This is a genomic window from Rhodanobacter glycinis (genome assembly GCF_900114325.1).
Classification (GTDB): Bacteria; Pseudomonadota; Gammaproteobacteria; order Xanthomonadales; family Rhodanobacteraceae; genus Rhodanobacter_A; species Rhodanobacter_A glycinis.
This window is the reverse complement of the sequence record NZ_FOSR01000001.1, coordinates 389305-407036: the sequence shown is the minus strand read 5'-3', so window position 1 is coordinate 407036 and position 17732 is coordinate 389305. Positions and strand designations below refer to the sequence as shown.

16 protein-coding genes are annotated in these 17732 nt (G+C 62.8%); 6 read left to right on the top strand and 10 right to left on the bottom strand.

The features are described 5' to 3' along the window. Positions 1–72: 72 nt before the first annotated feature. From BMY90_RS01905 to BMY90_RS01895, 3 genes are all read right to left on the bottom strand, one after another. Positions 73–1074 carry a GlxA family transcriptional regulator gene (locus tag BMY90_RS01905; protein ID WP_245734799.1) on the bottom strand — a complete coding sequence of 334 codons (1002 nt, stop codon included), beginning with the start codon at positions 1072–1074 and terminating at the stop codon, positions 73–75. Continuing rightward, positions 1022–1570 (bottom strand): cysteine hydrolase family protein, encoded by a 549-nt coding sequence (locus tag BMY90_RS01900; RefSeq protein ID WP_092700828.1) that lies wholly within the window; start codon positions 1568–1570, stop codon positions 1022–1024. Before BMY90_RS01900 ends, BMY90_RS01905 begins: the two co-directional genes overlap by 53 nt. A gap of 312 nt (positions 1571–1882) precedes the next feature. After that, positions 1883–2884: an MBL fold metallo-hydrolase gene (locus BMY90_RS01895; RefSeq protein WP_217638542.1), complete on the bottom strand. Its 1002-nt coding sequence runs from the start codon at positions 2882–2884 to the stop codon at positions 1883–1885. A 311-nt stretch (positions 2885–3195) separates the two neighbouring features. On the opposite strand from BMY90_RS01895, the gene BMY90_RS01890 reads away from it, so the two are divergent. Further along, on the top strand, positions 3196–4116 hold the full coding sequence (locus BMY90_RS01890; protein ID WP_092700822.1) for a LysR family transcriptional regulator: 921 nt from the start codon (positions 3196–3198) through the stop codon (positions 4114–4116). Positions 4117–4140: 24 nt separating this feature from the next. On the opposite strand, the gene BMY90_RS01885 is transcribed toward BMY90_RS01890, so the two are convergent. The 5 genes from BMY90_RS01885 to BMY90_RS01870 form a co-directional block, all read right to left on the bottom strand. After that, the gene (locus BMY90_RS01885) at positions 4141–4575 is read right to left on the bottom strand and encodes a hypothetical protein (RefSeq protein ID WP_139201661.1); all 435 of its coding nucleotides are present in this window, start codon (positions 4573–4575) and stop codon (positions 4141–4143) included. Continuing rightward, positions 4572–5417, bottom strand: coding sequence for a hypothetical protein (locus tag BMY90_RS16955; RefSeq protein ID WP_139201660.1), 846 nt, complete (start codon positions 5415–5417; stop codon positions 4572–4574). The genes BMY90_RS01885 and BMY90_RS16955 overlap by 4 nt, the downstream gene beginning before the upstream one ends. Before the next feature lie 69 nt (positions 5418–5486). Beyond that, complete coding sequence (locus tag BMY90_RS01880) at positions 5487–6095, bottom strand: hypothetical protein (RefSeq protein WP_092700817.1); 609 nt, start codon at positions 6093–6095, stop codon at positions 5487–5489. A 432-nt stretch (positions 6096–6527) separates the two neighbouring features. Next, positions 6528–7625, bottom strand: coding sequence for a hypothetical protein (locus BMY90_RS01875; protein WP_139201659.1), 1098 nt, complete (start codon positions 7623–7625; stop codon positions 6528–6530). A 327-nt stretch (positions 7626–7952) separates the two neighbouring features. Then, positions 7953–8849, bottom strand: coding sequence for a LysR family transcriptional regulator (locus tag BMY90_RS01870; protein WP_092700811.1), 897 nt, complete (start codon positions 8847–8849; stop codon positions 7953–7955). A 198-nt stretch (positions 8850–9047) separates the two neighbouring features. Between BMY90_RS01870 and BMY90_RS01865 the strand changes: the two genes are divergently transcribed. Together BMY90_RS01865 and BMY90_RS01860 are read left to right on the top strand one after the other, a co-directional pair. Next, positions 9048–9923 (top strand): aldo/keto reductase family oxidoreductase, encoded by an 876-nt coding sequence (locus BMY90_RS01865; RefSeq protein ID WP_092700808.1) that lies wholly within the window; start codon positions 9048–9050, stop codon positions 9921–9923. A gap of 403 nt (positions 9924–10326) precedes the next feature. Further along, positions 10327–11790, top strand: coding sequence for a DHA2 family efflux MFS transporter permease subunit (locus tag BMY90_RS01860; RefSeq protein WP_092701075.1), 1464 nt, complete (start codon positions 10327–10329; stop codon positions 11788–11790). A gap of 71 nt (positions 11791–11861) precedes the next feature. On the opposite strand, the gene BMY90_RS01855 is transcribed toward BMY90_RS01860, so the two are convergent. Further along, on the bottom strand, positions 11862–12125 hold the full coding sequence (locus BMY90_RS01855; RefSeq protein WP_008212863.1) for a DksA/TraR family C4-type zinc finger protein: 264 nt from the start codon (positions 12123–12125) through the stop codon (positions 11862–11864). A gap of 272 nt (positions 12126–12397) precedes the next feature. On the opposite strand from BMY90_RS01855, the gene BMY90_RS01850 reads away from it, so the two are divergent. The 3 genes from BMY90_RS01850 (at position 12398) to BMY90_RS01840 (ending at position 15150) form a co-directional block, all read left to right on the top strand. Further along, positions 12398–13099 carry a pirin family protein gene (locus tag BMY90_RS01850; protein ID WP_092700805.1) on the top strand — a complete coding sequence of 234 codons (702 nt, stop codon included), beginning with the start codon at positions 12398–12400 and terminating at the stop codon, positions 13097–13099. A 275-nt stretch (positions 13100–13374) separates the two neighbouring features. Then, positions 13375–14382: an NAD(P)H-quinone oxidoreductase gene (locus BMY90_RS01845; RefSeq protein WP_092700802.1), complete on the top strand. Its 1008-nt coding sequence runs from the start codon at positions 13375–13377 to the stop codon at positions 14380–14382. A gap of 114 nt (positions 14383–14496) precedes the next feature. Beyond that, a complete protein-coding gene (locus BMY90_RS01840) occupies positions 14497–15150 on the top strand; it encodes a thiopurine S-methyltransferase (RefSeq protein WP_092700799.1) in 654 nt (217 codons plus the stop codon). Positions 15151–15244: 94 nt separating this feature from the next. Here the strand turns inward: BMY90_RS01840 and BMY90_RS01835 are convergent, their stop codons facing one another. Next, complete coding sequence (locus BMY90_RS01835) at positions 15245–17680, bottom strand: GH92 family glycosyl hydrolase (RefSeq protein ID WP_092700796.1); 2436 nt, start codon at positions 17678–17680, stop codon at positions 15245–15247. Positions 17681–17732 lie beyond the last annotated feature (52 nt).

Sequence of the window (17732 nt, the reverse complement as noted above, 5' to 3'; positions counted from 1 at the left end):
CTGAGCAGGCGTGATCGCTACTGGGTGACCAGGCATTCGGCTGTTGAAAAGCACTTCGCCGGAATGACGTGCTCAGCGTCGGCGTCGCGCCGATGCGGGGCTGTCGCTGGCATAGGTCGACCACAATCGGCGCAACTGTCGGGCCGAGCCCACGCCGGCGCGTTCGGCGGCGCGCTCCACGCTGTCGCCTGCAGCCAGCGATTGACGGGCAAGTGTCAGCCGCAGGCTGGCGTGGTAGCGATTGACCGACATGCCGCTGGCTTCGCGGAAATGGCGCGTCAGGCTACGTACGCTCATGTGTCCGATGTCGGCAAGGCGCGCCAGCGGCCAGTCCTGCTCCGGTGCCTGCGCCAGCGCATCCTGCACGCGATGAATGGCCATGTTCATGTGGTTGCGACCTTCCAGCCACGGCGACAAGGCCGGATCGCCGGCGGCACGTCGCACGTACACCGCCATCTCCCGTGCCACTGCGGCAGCCAGGCGCGGCGAGCCGAGCTTGGCAATCAGGTGCAGCGCCAGGTCGATGCCCGCGGTGATGCCGGCGCTGGTGTATACGTCGCCATCCTCGACAAACACACGACTGTCCAGCACCTCGGCAGTTGGAGCGAGCCGGCGAAGATCGTCGAGCAGGCTGTGGTGGGTAGTGCAGCGTCGGCCATCCAGCAAGCCGGCGGCAGCCGCCATCAACGCGCCCGAGCAGACGCAGGCAAGCGGTCGGCCGTTGCCGCCATGCCGCCGCAGCCACTCGATCAAGGCTGCGCTTGCGGGCGAAGACAACACCTTATCGCCACTGCCGGTGGCGCCGCACACCACGATCAGCGTGTGATCGCCCAGTTGCGCCGGCAACGGCTCGATGCCGGTGAGGCCCACGCCGAGCGCGGTCGAGGCAGCCTCGCCGCCCGCCACCGGTGCCAGCATGCGCAGGCGAACCGGCAGCCCCATCGACGCGGCAATGCGAAAAGCATCGGCGGCGCCGGCGAGATCCAGCAGGATCAGCGCCGGCGGCAGCACAAAGCACACCTCAGTGATCGGCGAGTACGTCATCGACGGTGCGGATGCGGGCAAAGCGGCCATCCAGAACCAGTTCCGTGCGCTGCTTGATGTCCTGTGCATCGTAGTGGCTTCCGCTGCCGGCGTGGACCATCGGAAAGGTCAGCGTCGCCTCGGTCACGTAATCGACGGCGAAACCGAGATCGGAAGCCACACGCGCCGTGGTCTCGCAGCACTGTTCGGTGCGGATGCCGCTGACGATGACCCGGCCGATGCTACGTTCGCGCAGCCATGCCTCAAGACCGGTATCGGTAAAGGCGTTGTGGACATGCTTGTGGAACAGCACATCATGCGCATCAGGCATCCACTCCATCGGCTGCACCAGGCCGGACGCTGCCGAAAAATGCCCAGTGCTTTCCTCGTGCAGGATACGCACGACCGGCCAGCCACGCACGGCGGCGGCATCGAGCAGCTTCAACAAGTTCTGGCGGAACGCAGGCACATCGTCCTCGCGCCAGTACGGCGCTTGCAGGAACGATTGCTGGACATCGATCACAAGTACGGCGGGGATATCAGACATGGGGCGATGACTCCATCGACAAGGGAGTGGTCACTCTAGGCACGGCGCGCGCGGCCGGCGAGCACCATCGCGGACCGCAAGCGGACCGATCAGGCCAGCTTGCCAGCGACGCCCATGCAAACCGGTATCTATCGAACTCGACGGCACCGACATGGGCGCGTCAGGCATGTTCCCGGCGCTGTAACGCCCGTCATGCCAGCGAAAGCTGGCATCCAGTGACTTCTGCGAGAACAAACAACGACGCCGTATCGCTGCAGCGCCGTTGCTGTTTCCACGCATCCGTCCTGCCTCACGGCAAGCGCGTGTGCCGCATCACTTCCCCGCGCGGTTGCGGTAATCCACCGGCACGAACGCCCAGCCCGAGGCTGCCTTGCGGATATGCCCCAGGCCCGGGAACGGCAGGTGCGCGGCAGCGATCAGCTCGCGCTTGCCGGCCAGGTTCGCGAACTGCTTGAGGCGTTGCGTGGCCGCTCCGCTCTGGCTGAAATCAAAGCTGGTGGTGATGCCGGGTTGCGGGAACTGCACCGCTTCGGAATTGACCAGGTCGCCCACGAATTCGATCGAATGTCCCTGGCTTTGCACCAGATAGAAACTGTGGCCCGGCGTATGCCCCGGCGTGGGAATCGCCTCGATGCCGGGAAGGATGTGCGTCACACCGCTGAATGGCTTCAGCTTGCTGGCCTTCGCATACGGCTCCAAGGTCAGCACCGCTTCGTGGAAATACGACTTGTCGTAGCCATCCACGCCATTCTGGTGGGCCGGGTCCATGAACAGGTCCACGTCCGGCTTGCCCACGAACACCGTGGCGTTGGGAAACACCCGCTGCCCGTCGTGAACCAGGCCGCCGCTGTGGTCCGGATGAATATGGGTGAGCAGCACATCGTCGATGCGCGCCGGGTCATAGCCGGCGGCTTTCAGATTGGCGACCAGCTTGCCGCCAGCCGTGGGGCCGAACAGATCGCCCGCGCCGGTATCCACCAGAATCAAGCGCGTGTCCGTGTCGATCAGGAAGCCGTTGATCGATGACTCCACCGGATTGGTGAGGAACGACCGATCCAGCAGCTTGTCGACCACGCCCTTCGGCGCATCCTTCATCAGCGCATGCAGATCCAGCGGCACGGTGCCGTCGGAAAGCGCCACGATCTCGAAATTGCCCACACGGTAAGGATAGAAACCCGGCATCGGCACGGAGGCCGCAACTGCGGTGCTGGCTGGCGCGGCATAAGCAGGGACGACAGGCGCAAAGGTACCGCCGATGGCGGCTGACAGCGTCAGCACGGCAGCAAGAACGAGATGTTGCTTGGAGGTATTCATGAGCATGTTCCGATAGATGGCAGAAGGAGAGCCTCGAAAAACCGCTTTTCCCGTCATTCCTGCAAAAGCAGGAACCCAGTGCCTTTGCTTTCAAGAGCGCAGGAAGGCGCTGGACCCCAGCGTTCGCTGGGGTGACGGCAGTTTTCGAAACCCTGATGGAGTACGGAGCCCGCCACAGCGCGTCATGAAGGAATGACATTGGTGCCGTGGGGGTGTGTCCCACTACGCTGCGGTCTGCTCCGGCACCGAAACGATAGGCGCGCCATCGGCCTCAGCGTGAGTCGGCATTCCCTATACGAGGTATCACCCGCGTGGATATCAAGCGTTCCGACCTGCCCCTGCTGATCTCGCTCGACGCCATGCTGGACACGCTCAACGTCACCCGCGCGGCCCGCCGCCTGAATATCAGCCAGCCGGCGCTATCCGGGCAGCTGAGCCGCCTGCGCGAGCTGTTCGATGACCCGCTGCTGGTGCCCTCCGAACAAGGCCGCGGCATGGTGGCCACGCCGCGCGCACTGGAACTCCAACCACGACTCAGCCAGGCGCTGAGCAGCTTGCGCAGCGCGGTAAACACCCAATCCGCATTCGACCCGGCCACCGCGCAACGCACCTTTGTGGTCGCCAGCAACGACAGCATCTTCACCATCATCGGCGTCACCGCACTCAGCACCATGCTGGCGCAAGACGCCCCGGGTCTGCGCATCAGCTTCGTGGCGCCGCCACGCGAAGACCTCACCGCACGCATGGAGCGTGGCGAGATCGATCTCTATATCGGCGCCTCCGAGAAAGTGCCCGAAGCACTGAAAGCGCGCTTTCTGCTGCGCGACGGCTTCAGCATGGCGCAGGGAAAACACCACCCGCGCGGCAAGGGCCACGCCAGCCTCGACGACTACTGCGGCCTGCGCCACATCATGGTGTCGCAGAACGGCGACTTCAGCAGCTCCGTCGACGACACGCTGGCCGCGCTGTCGAAAACGCGCAAAGTGGTGGTCACCGTCTCCAGCTACAACCAGGTCGCCCTGGTGCTCTCCAGCACCGACTGCATCGCCACCCTGCCCAGCCGCCTGCTGCAGAAATACACCACCCTGCTCGACATCCTGCCCCTGCCCTTCGCGATGGAACCGTTCGAAATCGCCATGGCCTGGCATCCGAGCGCGCAGCATGATGCGGGGCATCAGTGGTTGCGGGAGAGGTTTGCGGAGGTGGCTGTGGAGGGAGATTCTGGCCCATAACAGCCCTTGGAAGGGCCATGTCGATCAGAAATCCAGTATCAGGAATACGCTTTTGGTTGTGTCGTAAAGTATCTGCAAGGAATATAAAAATGATGCAATCAAAAGAATCTGATAAATCTCATTCGAAAAATTAAATGGTGGACACTTCGCCGTGGCGAGAGAAATAACAGCCAAAGAAATGATGATAAGAGCCACCTGCTCTTTGATCGAAAGAAGCATCTCTCTTTTAGCTGACATAAACTCTTCGCGTTTTCCGTTTTTATCTATAATATCCTTAACCTTAGTCAACACTATACCCAGAGTCGCTCCGTTAATGGCAAGAAGTGCAACTTGAAGAATTGTAATATTAGATTTAAGAAACAAGAACACAAATTGTGACTGTATTATGTGAAGCATGAACTGAAAAATACATGCAACACCAATAGATGTGAGTGCCACTCGCGCAATACTCTTTATCACCGCAGAGCCTCTCTAATTACAGCGATTATTTGCTCAGGTGATGCCGTAATTTCAAGACCAGAAAGATTGACTTCCCGAGATGACTTTGACGTATGGAAGCGCTTTCTAATGCCTTTAACTTTGACGGTTATATCACCGCCACCCTCACTCGTGTATTCAACCAACCCCTGAATCGTTTCATTACTAGGCGAAATATCCAGTGATACAGCAGGATCGGATGTTATTGCAAGATCTTCACGTACCGCATTGGTGTCTTTCCCTAAACTCTTAAGGCTCTCAGACAGAGTTCTCGATATGTTAGACATATTCGGTGTGATAAATTCGAACTCCACCATTACAACCCTATTCCTATACTCCTCAATCAGATCCCAAAAGTACGCACTCTCAAAAAGCGGCTCAATGTGTAAGCTAAGGCCCAATTTTTCAAGCGCATGCCTAGTCCCCACTTTGACCAAATTTGATACAGCATCGGTGTTTGCAAAGGCAGCGACTCGGTCCTGAATGAGCAAATACTGTTCATTCGGTTTATTCAAAATAAATGCTGTTATATGCGGCCAGTTTTCAACTTTCTCTAAATTGGATTGAGAAGTCTCTCTCGTCAAAGGTCGACTAGGTGCCAGATGTATAGAAAAAACATCTTTACCAAGTGATTTAACATCGATCAAAATTTCAGATTTACGGTGCCTCACCCTTGGAAGTAAATTGAGCGACTCAGCAAAAAATTCGTTCTTACGATTGATTATTTCGGCAGCTGTCAACTCGTTATACATATCCTTCGTTTCATTACGATCCAATGGCAGAAGTTGATACCTGTACGCACGAAAAGTCGTATATCCATTCATTTTTAGCTCCTAGATTTAACTAATCAAAAATTTGTCAATCTGAATCCATCAATGGATTACAGTCATATATCACTCACCCTGCTGTCCCCGAAACACTCGCCTCACCTCCGGATCCAACACATTCATCCGCCGCTTCGACTGCAGCAACGCCCGTTCCCCTGCCCCGAGCTGGCAATTCCGCGACAACACATCTGCGCCTTCCGACGTGGTCGCCATCACGTCCTGCACGTTGACGACCACGGCCAACGTATCGCCCAGCGGCGCCAGTGCGTCGCAGACGCGATCGATGGTGTCCATGTTGCGGTAGCGGCCGCCGCCAACCATCACCAGAAGATTGCTGCGGTCGATCCATGCGCTGGAGCGCACGCCTTGCAGCGGGCGCACGGCGGCGCGGGCGGCTTCGTGATTGATGGGGCGAGAGGTATCGGCCAGGCGCATGTCGCGCATCAGGTTGTGGTGCATGGCTTCGACGTGGCCGCGCACGGCACGCTGGTTACCGCTCAGGCCGGCGGCCTCGATGGCTACGAGGTGGCCTGCGGTGACCAATGGGTTGGTGCCCTGCCCGGCTTGCGGCGAGCGCTGCGTCAATGTCGCCGTGTTTCCCTGTGGCGTCTGGTTACAGCCCGCAACGACTGCACAGCCAAGGGCCACGGCGATCAGTCCGAATCGCTTGATCATCCCTTATCCCCCTGAATCCGGGTCGAGGATAACGCAAGTGTGATGGTGTCGACATTATTGGCGTGACGTCGCCCGTGCTGCGAACGTTGGCAACAGGGTCCAGCGCTTGTCATTCCGGCGAAGGCCGGAGGCGCCTTTCAACAGACGGCTGTCTGGTCATCCAGTAGCCGTATGGTTTGGACAGGTGTGATCGCTACTGGATCCCGGCCTGCGCCGGGATGACGAGCCGGAGAGGTGCTCACTGCCAGAAATGGAGTCGCCCCCTTGTTGCATCTCGCGCAAACGGCGCGGGTGTTCACTCTCGAAGGACATCCCGGGATTATTCCGGACAGCAGTGAGCTGTCCGCTGGGATGACGCTTCTGCAAGGTTCGGGGCGTGGATGGCGCTGCACACGACGGCTCAGGACGTCCACATGGCCGCCCCGGCCAGACTTACTTGAACACGCCCTTGATCCGCTTCCACAGCGAACGCTTGGCCGGCTTGGCTGTCGGCGGAGGTGGCACGTAGCCGGGCTGCAGTGCCTGGCAATCAGCGTAGAACGCGCGGGTCTGCGGTTCCACCACGGCGGGATCCAACCAGAAACCGAGGCGCACGGGGCTGCCCATCACCTCGATCCGCGCGGCCAGCAAGGGCGCACGCAGCACGGTATCCAGCTCCGTGAAGGGCAGCTCGCGGGTGAAAACCAGCGCATCGCCATCCGCTTTCGGTCGCGCGCCCTGGCGCATGCCCAGCGCCTGTTTGCCGACTTCGAAATAGGCGTACATGGTGCGTGGAGCGAGGCGTTCGGCGGACGAGTCGCTCTGCACGTAGCGGGCCGTCAACGAGAACTTGCCGGATGCGCACTGCAGCACCATCAGGCTGCGATTGCCTCGCACCTCCTGGGTCAAGGTCAGCACCGGCGCGCCGGGGGCTTTCCGGTACGACGCGGTGGGCGGCAGGCGGCCGTTATTGGCCACCAGCCACGGCGCCATTTTTTCGGTGTTCCACCAGGCGATGCCGTTCATCACCAACTGGCTGACCTGCGCGAAGTACACCGGACGCACGCCCATCGACGCCATGTAGTCGCGCAACTGTTGCGGCGGGGGTGTGCCGGGCGCGGTGGTGGTGCGATCCGGCAACAGGTTTTCGTGCAGGCCGATGCGATCGGCACCACTGGGCGACCAGCGGTACACACCGCCGAGATACGCGTAGGCGCAGGCATCCAGACAGGTGGCCGGGAGCGCGGATGATCCGCTCGCGCGCCAACTCCCGCTGCGCCAGGCGCCCAGATGGGTGTTGAAGCGGGCATTCCGGAACAGCTTACCCAACGCCATGCCGGAGGCGACATCGCCATGGGACGAGTCCAGATAGACATCCGTCCCCGGCGACAAGCGCCCCGACTGCAACAGTTGCTGCACCTGCGCTACCGCGCCAGCATCGATCGTGCCCGCAAGATAAAGCTGCGGCGCCTTGGCCATGCGCAGCGTCATGCGGTCGCTGCGCAGGTGGACGGTGAGCGGGCCAGCGAAACCCGGGGGCGTTTTCGCCATGGCAGGGATCGCCAGCATGCAGCCGGCCGCGGCCAACAGCCGTTGCAGGCGCCGATTTACGAACAAGTGGGGCAAGGTCGTGCGCCTTGTGGGGGCAAAGAAATGAAGTGTCGCGCAATCGCACCGTGCGCTGCATGAATGCGCGGCGGCAAGGCTACAGCATGGCCTTGCTCCTCGTGACGGCGCCGGGTAGAGGCACTTTTCGACAAGCGAATCCGGTCACCCGGTGAGGGTGTGCCCCGAGCAGGCGTGGTCGCCACGGAATCCCGGCCTGCGCCGGGATGGCGAGCACAGTGACGATTTCACATGCATGCCGCGAAGGAAATTTCAGCGCGATCGGATGAAATCGATAAAGGCCCGCAGCGGCGACGGAAGATGCCGACGGCCCGGGTAATAGAGGAACGGGCCCGAGAACGTCTGCCACCACGGTTCCAGCACGGGTTCCAGCGCGCCGCTGTCGAAGTGCGGTCGCAACCATTCTTCGAACAGATGGATGATGCCGAGGCCATCCATGGCAGCTGCAACGGCGAGATCCACCGCCGCGCCAATACGCACCAATAACGGTCCGCTGGGATCGACTTGCAGCACCTTGCCATCGCGCTCGAATTCCCAAGTGGGAATGGACCCGCTGGGAAACTGCCCGCGCAGGCAAGCGTGGTCAAGCAAGTCGCGCGGATGTTCCGGCCGGCCTCGCGCATCGAGATAGGCTGGTGCGGCAGCGGTAGCAATGCGCTGGAAGCGCGGGCCGATAGGCACGGCGATCATGTCCTGCTCCAGCCGCTCGTCGTAACGAATACCGGCGTCGCAGCCCGACGCCAGCATGTCGACGAAGCTGTCTTCCGCAATCACTTCCAGCCGGATATCGGGATAGGCCTTGAGGAATGGCGTGACGATGCCAGGAAGCACCAACCGGGCCGCCACCGTGGGCACGTTGAGCCTCAGGGTTCCGGCCGGCCGGTCGCGAAAGCCGCTGACCACATCCAGCGCGGCATCCACTTCGCCGAGCGCAGGCACCAGGCGTTCGGCCAGACGAGTGCCGGCCTCGGTCGGCACCACACTGCGGGTGCTGCGGTTGAGCAAGCGCACCCCAAGACGCGTTTCCAGCCGGCGCACGGCTTCGCTCAGGCTCGACGCAGAACTGCCACTCTTGCGCGCCGCTTCGCGAAAGCCGCCTGCCTGCACCACGGCGAGGAAGGCGAAAAGCTCCTGAAGATCGGTTGCCATTGTTCGAATTTCCGTACAGCCCGTGCCGATTTGAGCGGATTATCGTGCAGGCGGTCAATGCCTATAGTGGCGCTGCACCTGTTCCGCCCTTCCCCTTCAGAGAACCTCGAGTAACCGTTTTATTTGCTCGTCATCCTGTCCTTCGCCGGGATGACGCAAATTGGGAGGTTTTTCGATGTTCCCCACACTGGAATCACCATGACTGATCTCACGAAATCCGGAAGCTTTTCCCTGGGCGATCGCCGGGTGACCCGCATGGGCTACGGCGCGATGCAGCTCGCCGGGCCCGGCGTGTTCGGGCCGCCGAAAGACCATGCCACCGCGCTGGCCGTGCTGCGTGAGGCCGTGGCCTCGGGCGTGAACCACATCGACACCAGCGACTTCTACGGTCCCCACGTAACTAACCAGCTGATCCGCGAAGCCCTGCATCCGTATGGGGACGATCTGGTGATCGTGACCAAGGTGGGCGCCACGCGCGGTGCCGATGCGTCGTGGAATGCGGCACAAAGCCCGGCCGAGTTGACACAGGCGGTGCACGACAACCTGCGCAACCTCGGCGTCGACGTGCTCGACGTGGTGAACCTGCGCATCATGGGGAACATCCACGAACCCAGCGAGGAATCGATCGAGGAACGCTTCACGGTATTGGCCAAGCTTCAGCAGCAGGGCCTGATCCGGCAGCTTGGCCTGAGCAACGTCACGCCAACCCAGGTGGCCGAAGCGCAGCGCATCGCCAAAGTGGCCTGCGTGCAGAACCACTACAACCTTGCGCACCGCGACGACGACGCATTGATCGACACGCTGGGCCAGCAAGGCATCGCCTACGTGCCGTTCTTCCCGCTGGGCGGATTCACGCCGTTGCAGTCCGGCACCTTGTCGGCCGTGGCCGAAAAGCTGGGCGTGACGCCGATGCAGGTGGCACTGGCCTGGCTGCTGGCACGCGCGCCGAACATCGTGCTGATCCCGGGCACGTCGTCACTGGGGCATCTGCGAGAAAACCTTGCGGCGGCCGAACTGGTGCTTGCGGACGAGGTGCTGGCCGAGCTGGATGGGATTGGCAGCGAGGGCGAATAAGGAATTGGCACTGGAAACGGCATTCGCCACGCTTTGGCTTGTCATACCGGAGCAGGCTGTCCACGTGCCTCGAAGGGCGAGCTGAACGCCCCCTCCCCTGCGCGCAGGGGAGGGTTGGGGAGGGGTGCTTTTGGCTTGGGGATAAAAGCGTCACCCCCTCCCAACCTCCCCCTGCGGGCAGGGGGAGGAGCCAATCCAGCACCATCCATCTGAACGGCAGCCAGACGCCCTGCTGAAACATGCCCTCTTCGCCTTTGGTCGTACTTGTCGCGGCCATGACAACGGTGGACAATTCGTCATGTTGCAGCGCACCACCCCCGATGCGTTGTGGCATTCGCACGTTTCCGTATGCCGACCACCCCAGTCGGTGATGGCTGTCTGCGGCTGTTTCCAGGAACCTTTCGTGAGTCTGCACACCGAGGAAAAGGCGAACGCCACGGCTCTCCCCACGCCGGCGTTTCCCGATTACCGCGTGATCTCCCTGATCGTGGCCTGCGCCATCTTCATGGAGCAGATGGACGCGACCGTGCTGGCCACGGCGCTGCCCACGATGGCCCGCGATTTCCACGTGCGCGCCCCGGCCATGAGCATTGCCATGACCAGCTACCTGCTGGCGCTGGCCGTGCTCATTCCGATCAGCGGCAAGGTGGCCGACCGCTTCGGCACCAAGCGCGTGTTCAGCGGGTCGATCATCGTGTTCGTGCTGGGCTCGATCCTGTGCTCACTGACCCACAGCCTGCCGTTGATGGTGGCCGCGCGCCTGCTGCAGGGCGCGGGCGGCGCGATGATGGCGCCGATCGGGCGGCTGGTGTTGCTCAGCGCGGTGGAGCGCAAGCATTTCGTGTCGGCGATGTCGTGGACCCTGGTGCCGGCCTTCCTCGGGCCATTGATCGGTCCGCCGCTGGGCGGCTTCATCGTGCAGTATCTCGACTGGCGCTGGATCTTCTACATCAACGTGCCGATCGGCATGCTCGGCTTCTGGCTGGTGCGCCGGTTCATTCCGTACATCCCCAGCGCCGCGCGTCCGTCGCGTTTCGACCTGGGCGGATTCGCGCTGTGCAGCGTGGGCCTGGGCTGCCTGCTGTTCGGTTTCGAGGAAGTGGGCCAGAGCGCCAACCTGCCGCATGCGCTGAGCCTGATGACGGTCGGGGCGGCGGCCTGCATGGGCTATCTGTGGCATGCACGGCACCGCAGCGATCCGCTAATCGATCTTTCGCTGCTGCGCATCGATTCGTTCCGGCTGTCGGTGATTTCCGGTGCGCTGATGCGCATCACCCAGGGCGCGCAACCGTTCCTGCTGCCGCTGATGTTCCAGATCGGTTTCGGCATGTCGGCCGTGCGCAGCGGCCAGCTGATCCTGGCGACATCGCTGGGCGCGCTGCTCATCCGCAGCGCCACGCCAGCCTTGCTCAAGCGCACCGGTTTCCGGCGCGGCATGGTGATCAACGGCGTGCTGTCCAGCATGAGTTACGCCGTGTGCGCGTTCTTCCAGCCGGACTGGCCGTTCGCGCTGATGTTCGTGCTGCTGATGGTGTGCGGTGCGTCGATGTCGTTCCAGTTCGGCGCCTACAACACGGTGGCCTACGAGGCGGTGCCGGCCGAGCGCATGAGCGCAGCCAACAGCTTCTACACCACGCTGCAGCAGCTGATGCTGTCGGTCGGTGTGTGCAGCGGGGCGATGATCCTCAAGCTGAGCATGGCGACCGAACACCACAGCCAGCTCGGCCAGCGCGACTTTGCCATCGCCTTCCTGGTGGTCACCCTGATCTCGCTCTGCGCCACGCGCTGGCACCTCAAGTTCGCCCACGATGCTGGCAGCGAGATGAGCGGGCATCGCGGACGCCGTACCGCACGCGGATCGGCCTGAAAGCCTGATGCCTCACTGATGCAGGAGCCATGACTTGGCTCTTGGCTGAACCGAGCAAGCCCGAAAGCGCTTCAGCGCAGCTGGCTGTCCTTGCTGCCGCGACGGTTGTAGAGGCCGGCACTGCGCTCGGCATCCTGCGCCTGCTGGCAGGCCACGCACAGGCGCACGCCGGGCACCGCCTTGCGGCGGGCTTCGGGAATCGGGGCGTCGCATTCCTCGCAATGGGCCAGCCCGGGCCCTTGGCGCAGCTGTTGCCGCGCGCGCTGCACCGCATCGCTGACGGTGGCGTCGATCTGGTCCTGTACGGCGCCGTCGCCGGCCCAACCGGTAGCCATGGGAACCTCCGCAAAACGCTAAATGGCCGATCTCTGAATATGCGGCTCCGCGGCGGGAATTTCCAGCTTCGCGCCCGTCACCGTTCAGGCCGGTGACGACTGACGACGGAGACGCGGGAAGCCCCAAGGAGCAGAACAGGCCAGGGATGGCCGCGCATCGAGGAGAGCGAGGAAAATGACGCCATTCGCGCAACAATCCGTTCGCCCCGTGTCCGTTCCATCGCTGAGCGCCGGGCCCCATGCTGTGGCGAAGCATCCACGGAGGTTTTCCCATGATCGAACGTCGCCCCTTTGACCGCCTCGGCGGAGCCGACCACGGCTGGCTCAACGCCAAGCATCATTTCTCGTTTGCCGGCTACCACGATCCCGCGCGCATGGGCTGGGGTGCATTGCGCGTGTGGAACGACGACACCATCGCGCCGCACACCGGCTTCCCGCCGCACCCGCATGCGGACATGGAAATCATCACCTATGTGCGCGAAGGCGCCATCAGCCACAAGGACAGCCTGGGCAACGTCGGTCGCACGGTCGCCGGCGATGTGCAGGTGATGAGCGCGGGCAGTGGCATCACCCACGCCGAATACAACGACGAAGCGGAAGCCACGCGCATCTTCCAGATCTGGATCATCCCCGACAGCGCAGGCCAGCCGCCGTCATGGGGAACGCGACCGTTCCCGAAGGGCGAGCGTTCCGGCCGCTTCGTGGTACTGGCCAGCGGATTCAAACAAGACGCCGACGCCCTGCCCCTGCGCACCGATGCGCGCGTGCTCGGCGCCACGTTGAAAGCCGGCGAAACGGTCGAATATGCGATGGCGGAAGGTCGCTACGGCTATCTGGTACCTGCCAGCGGGGTGGTGGAAGTCAACGGTGTGCGGATCGATGCACGCGACGGCGCCGCGATTCGCAACGAGCCCGTGTTGCGCGTGACCGCGCTGGAAGATGCCGAACTGGTGCTGGTGGATACGGCAGCATGACCTAACCCCACCCCTGCGTGCAGGGAAGGGAGAGTGAACGCTGCGATACCGTCGCCCCTCCTCCTGCAAGCAGGGGGAGGCTGGGAGGGGGTGAGCTTTGCGGCGAACTGGTTTTACCCCACCCCAACCCTCCCCTGCGCGCAGGGAAGGAGAATGAACGCCCGCACATCAAACGAAGCGTTCGACACATCGGCATGATGTCGGGCTTGATACGGTCGCCGCTGCCACCAGACTGATCTGAATCACCGAGCCGACCAGGAATCCCCATGCCCACCATGCAAGCCATCGAGATCACCCGCTTCGGCACACCTGACGTGCTTCAACCCGTGCAGCGACCCAGACCGCAACCGGGACCGGGCGAGGTGTTGATCAAGGTCGCAGCCTCCGGGGTCAATCGGCCGGATGTCTTCCAGCGACGCGGGCATTACGCGCCGCCGCCGGGTGCGTCCGACCTGCCGGGATTGGAAGTGGCGGGCACGCTGGTCGAAGGCGATTTCGCTGCGGCCAACCCGTTCGGCCTGAAACCCGGCGATGCCGTGTGCGCCTTGCTCGCCGGCGGCGGTTACGCGGAATACGCGGTTGCGCCGTTGGTGCAATGCCTGCCAGTGCCGAAGGGTTTCTCGATGATCGAGGCCGCGGCGTTGCCGGAAAACTTTTTCACCGTGTGGAGCAACGTATTCGTGCGTGGCCAGCTTGGCCATGGCGAAGGCGGTTCGCACGAAAGCCTGCTGGTGCAGGGCGGCTCCAGCGGCATCGGCGTCACCGCGATCCAGTTGGCCCATGCACTGGGCCATCGCGTGTTCGCCACCGCCGGCAATGCGGAGAAATGCGCCGCTTGCGAAAAGCTGGGCGCGGAGCTGGCGATCAATTACCGCGAGCAGGACTTCGCCGAGGTGGTGAAACAGGCCACCGATGGCCGTGGCGTGGACGTGATCCTGGACATGGTCGCCGGCGATTACATCCCGCGCGAAATCGATGCCCTCGCCGAAGGCGGGCGGCTGGTATTCATCGCCACGCTGGGCGGCGCCAAGGGCGAGATCGATGCCGGCACGATCATGCGGCGCCGGCTCACCCTCACCGGCTCCACGCTGCGTGCACGTCCGGTGACCTTCAAGGCCGAACTCGCCCGGCAACTGCATGCGCAGGTCTGGCCACTGCTGGAGGCCGGCAAGGTGCGCCCGGTCATCCATGCCGTGCTGCCGGCGGGCGAGGCCGCACAGGCCCATGCCTTGATGGAAAGCAGCGAGCATATCGGCAAGATCATGCTTGCCTGGGAAGCCTGACGCAGACTTCGGCGAAGGGCTGAATGAAGCCCGTCTCCCATCAACACAAACACGCGCGTTTGTCGGACGCATTGATAAGGTGGCCGACAATTTCCCCACGCCTCGGAGTAACCCATGCAAGCGGAATTCTGGCTGCAACGCTGGCGCGAAGGCCAAACCGGCTTTCATCGCGACCAGCCGATGCCACTGCTGGTGAGACATTGGCCGACCCTGACACTGCCGCCGGACAGCCGCGTGCTGGTGCCACTGTGCGGCAAGACATTGGACATGCCGTGGCTGGCGGCGCAAGGCCACCACGTGCTGGGCGTGGAGTTGTCACCGTTGGCGATCGAACAGTTCTTCGCCGAACAACGACTGACGCCGGAACGGCACGAATCACCACTGGGTGTGCATCATGTGGCCGGTCGCATCGAGATCATCCAGTGCGACGTGTTTGCGCTGGATGACGCCACCCTCGCCAGTTGCCATGCGGTGTATGACCGCGCCGCCGTGATTGCCCTGCCCCCGCCCTTGCGCGAACGCTATGCACGCGAGGTTTACGGCCGATTGCCCAAGGGCTGTCGCGGCCTGATGATCACCCTGGACTACCCGCAACAGGAAATGGATGGGCCGCCGTTTTCCGTCGATGCCGGCAACGTCGACGCGCTGTTTGGTCACAGTTGGAACGTGGGCCTGATCGAACGACGCGACATTCTCGTCTCGCAGCCGAAGTTCGTTGAGGCTGGCGTGAGCTCGCTGCATACCAGTGTTTATCGGTTGCAGAGGTAAGCGCATCTTGCAGGAACGCACCTTGTGCGCGAAAGGCTTTTGGCGATAACCAGCCAAGAGCTTTTCGCGCACAGGGTGCGCTCCTACGGGGGATTCACGCGGTAGCGGCGGCACCGAACGATGGCGGACGGTCCGCCGGTGCGGCGCCGAACTTCTTGTTCGGCGTAGCACCCATGGTGAAGGCCAGCGTGCCGCCTTGCGCCAGCTCGGCATGGCTGATCCAGCTCTTCGTCCAGGGCTTGCCGTTCCAGGTGATCGACTGGATGTAAGGCTTGTCCGGACCGTTGCCATGCGCAACCACCGCCAGTTTGCGGCCCTGGCCCAAATCAACCTCGGCGCTGTCGAGCAACGGGCTGCCGAATACGTAGTGGGCGCTGACTGGATCAACGGCGTACAGGCCCAGCGCGCTGATCACGTACCACGCACTCATCTGCCCGCAGTCCTCGTTGCCGGCCAGGCCGTCGGGAGCTGCGCGGTACATGGTGTCCAGCAACATGCGCACGCGCGACTGCGTCTTGTAGTGCGCACCGGTGTAGGCGTAGAGGTAAGCCACGTGATGGCTGGGCTCGTTGCCGTGGGCGTACTGGCCGACCATGCCGGCGATGTCCGGCGGCGCATCGGCCGGCAGCTCGGAGCTGGTGGTGAACAAGGTGTCCAGCTTCTTCTCGAACGCCGTTTCGCTGCCGAACAACTTCATGTAGTCGTACAGGTCGTGCTGGTTGAGGAAGGTGGCTTCCCAGGCATTGGACTCGGTGAAATCGCGCCACTTGCTGGAGTGACCCATGCCACGTGGATCGAAGGGTTCCAGCCACTTGCCGTTCTCGCCGCGCGGACGCGTGAAGGTCATCTTGCGATCGAACACGTTGCGATAATTCTGCGAACGCTTGCGCAGCACCTTGGCGTCATCGTGCGCACCGACGGCCTCGGCCAGATGCGCCATGGCCCAGTCGTCGTAGGCATATTCCAGGGTCTTGCTGACCGCCTCGTCCACCTTGTCGCTGGGGATGTAACCGAGCTTGCGGTAATACGGCAGGCCGCGGTAATCCTCGTCCATCGCCAGCTTGCGATACACCGGCCACGCCTTGGCGTAGTCGATGCCCTTGAAGCCCTTGGCGTGTGCCTCGGCCAGCACCACCACCGAGTGGTAGCCGATCATGCAGTAGGTTTCCACGCCTTGCAGCGGCCACACCGGTGGACCGGCCGGGCTTTCCAGTGACATGCGCACCAGGCCGTTGACCAGGTCCGGCACGCGCTCGCTCTGGTACAGGGTGAGCAGCGGATGCTGCGCGCGATAGGTGTCCCACAGCGAGTAGGTGCTGTAGTTGTGCTCGCCTTCGGCCAACTGGTGCACCTTCAGGTCCATGCCGCGATAGCGACCATCCACATCGCTGAACAATGTGGGCGCGAGCATGGTGTGGTACAGCGCGCTGTAGAAGGTGCTGCGCACCGTTGCGGAGGAGGTATCGAAGCGGATGCGACCCAGCTCGCGTTCCCACGCATCGGCGGCGGCACGCTGCACGCGCTCGAAGTTCCAGTCGGGGATTTCGGCGTCGACGTTGCGCATGGCACCGTCGATGTCCACCGCCGAAATGCCGACCTTGGCCAGCAACGGTGCGTCGCCTGCATCGCTGAAATGCAGCGCAGCCTTGAGGTGGGTGCCGGCGGCCTGTCCGCCGGATACCTGCGCATCGTTCGAGAAGAGCTCGGCCCTGGTAAACGGACGCGACAGCTTCATCGCGAAGTGGATGTAGCGACCGTTCGCCCACTGATGCACGCGGCGGCTGCCGACCAGGGTGTCGTTGCCGACCAGCTTGAGCGTGGCATCGGTGACCTTGCACGGCACCTTCGCGTTGTCATGGAAGCCGTGCGCGAAATCCACCAGCAGATGGCCGGAACCTTTCTTGCCGAAGGTGTAGCGATGCAAACCCGCGCGCAAGGTGGCGGTGAGTTCGGCGAGGATGTCGTGGTCGGTCAGGCGCACGCGGTAATAGCCCGGCTGCGCCTGCTCGCTGGCACGATCGTAGCGCGAGCGATAACCGGGACCGGGAACGCCGACGAGGTCGGGCGGCAATCGTTCAGCGGCTACCGCGGCACTGTCGTAACGCGAGCGATAGTTCTTGTCCGGCAGGCCACGTGCGCCCGGCTGCAGCAACACCGGCCCCTGTGCCGGCATCACCAGCACGTCGAGCATGTCGCTGGCACCGGTGCCGCTGAGATGGGTATGCGAGAAACCCATGATCGAGCCGTCGTTCTGGTGGTAGCCCGAGCAGGCATCCCAACCGGCATCGTTGGTATCCGGGCTGAGCTGCACCATGCCGAACGGCATCGTGGCGCCCGGATAGGTATGGCCATGGCCACCGGTGCCGACGAACACGTCGACGTAGTGCGATACACCCTGGGCCGCAGGTATCGCCGACGATGACGTGCCGCGCATGCCGGCCACGGCCGCGGCCAGGGCGCGTTGCTGGCCAACGCCGCCGATCAGTGTGAGGGCTGCCGCGCCTTGCAGGAATTGTCTGCGGGTCACCATGCTGAGTTCTCCTGTTCCTGGATGGGTTGTTGTATCGGGGGAAGAAACCGTG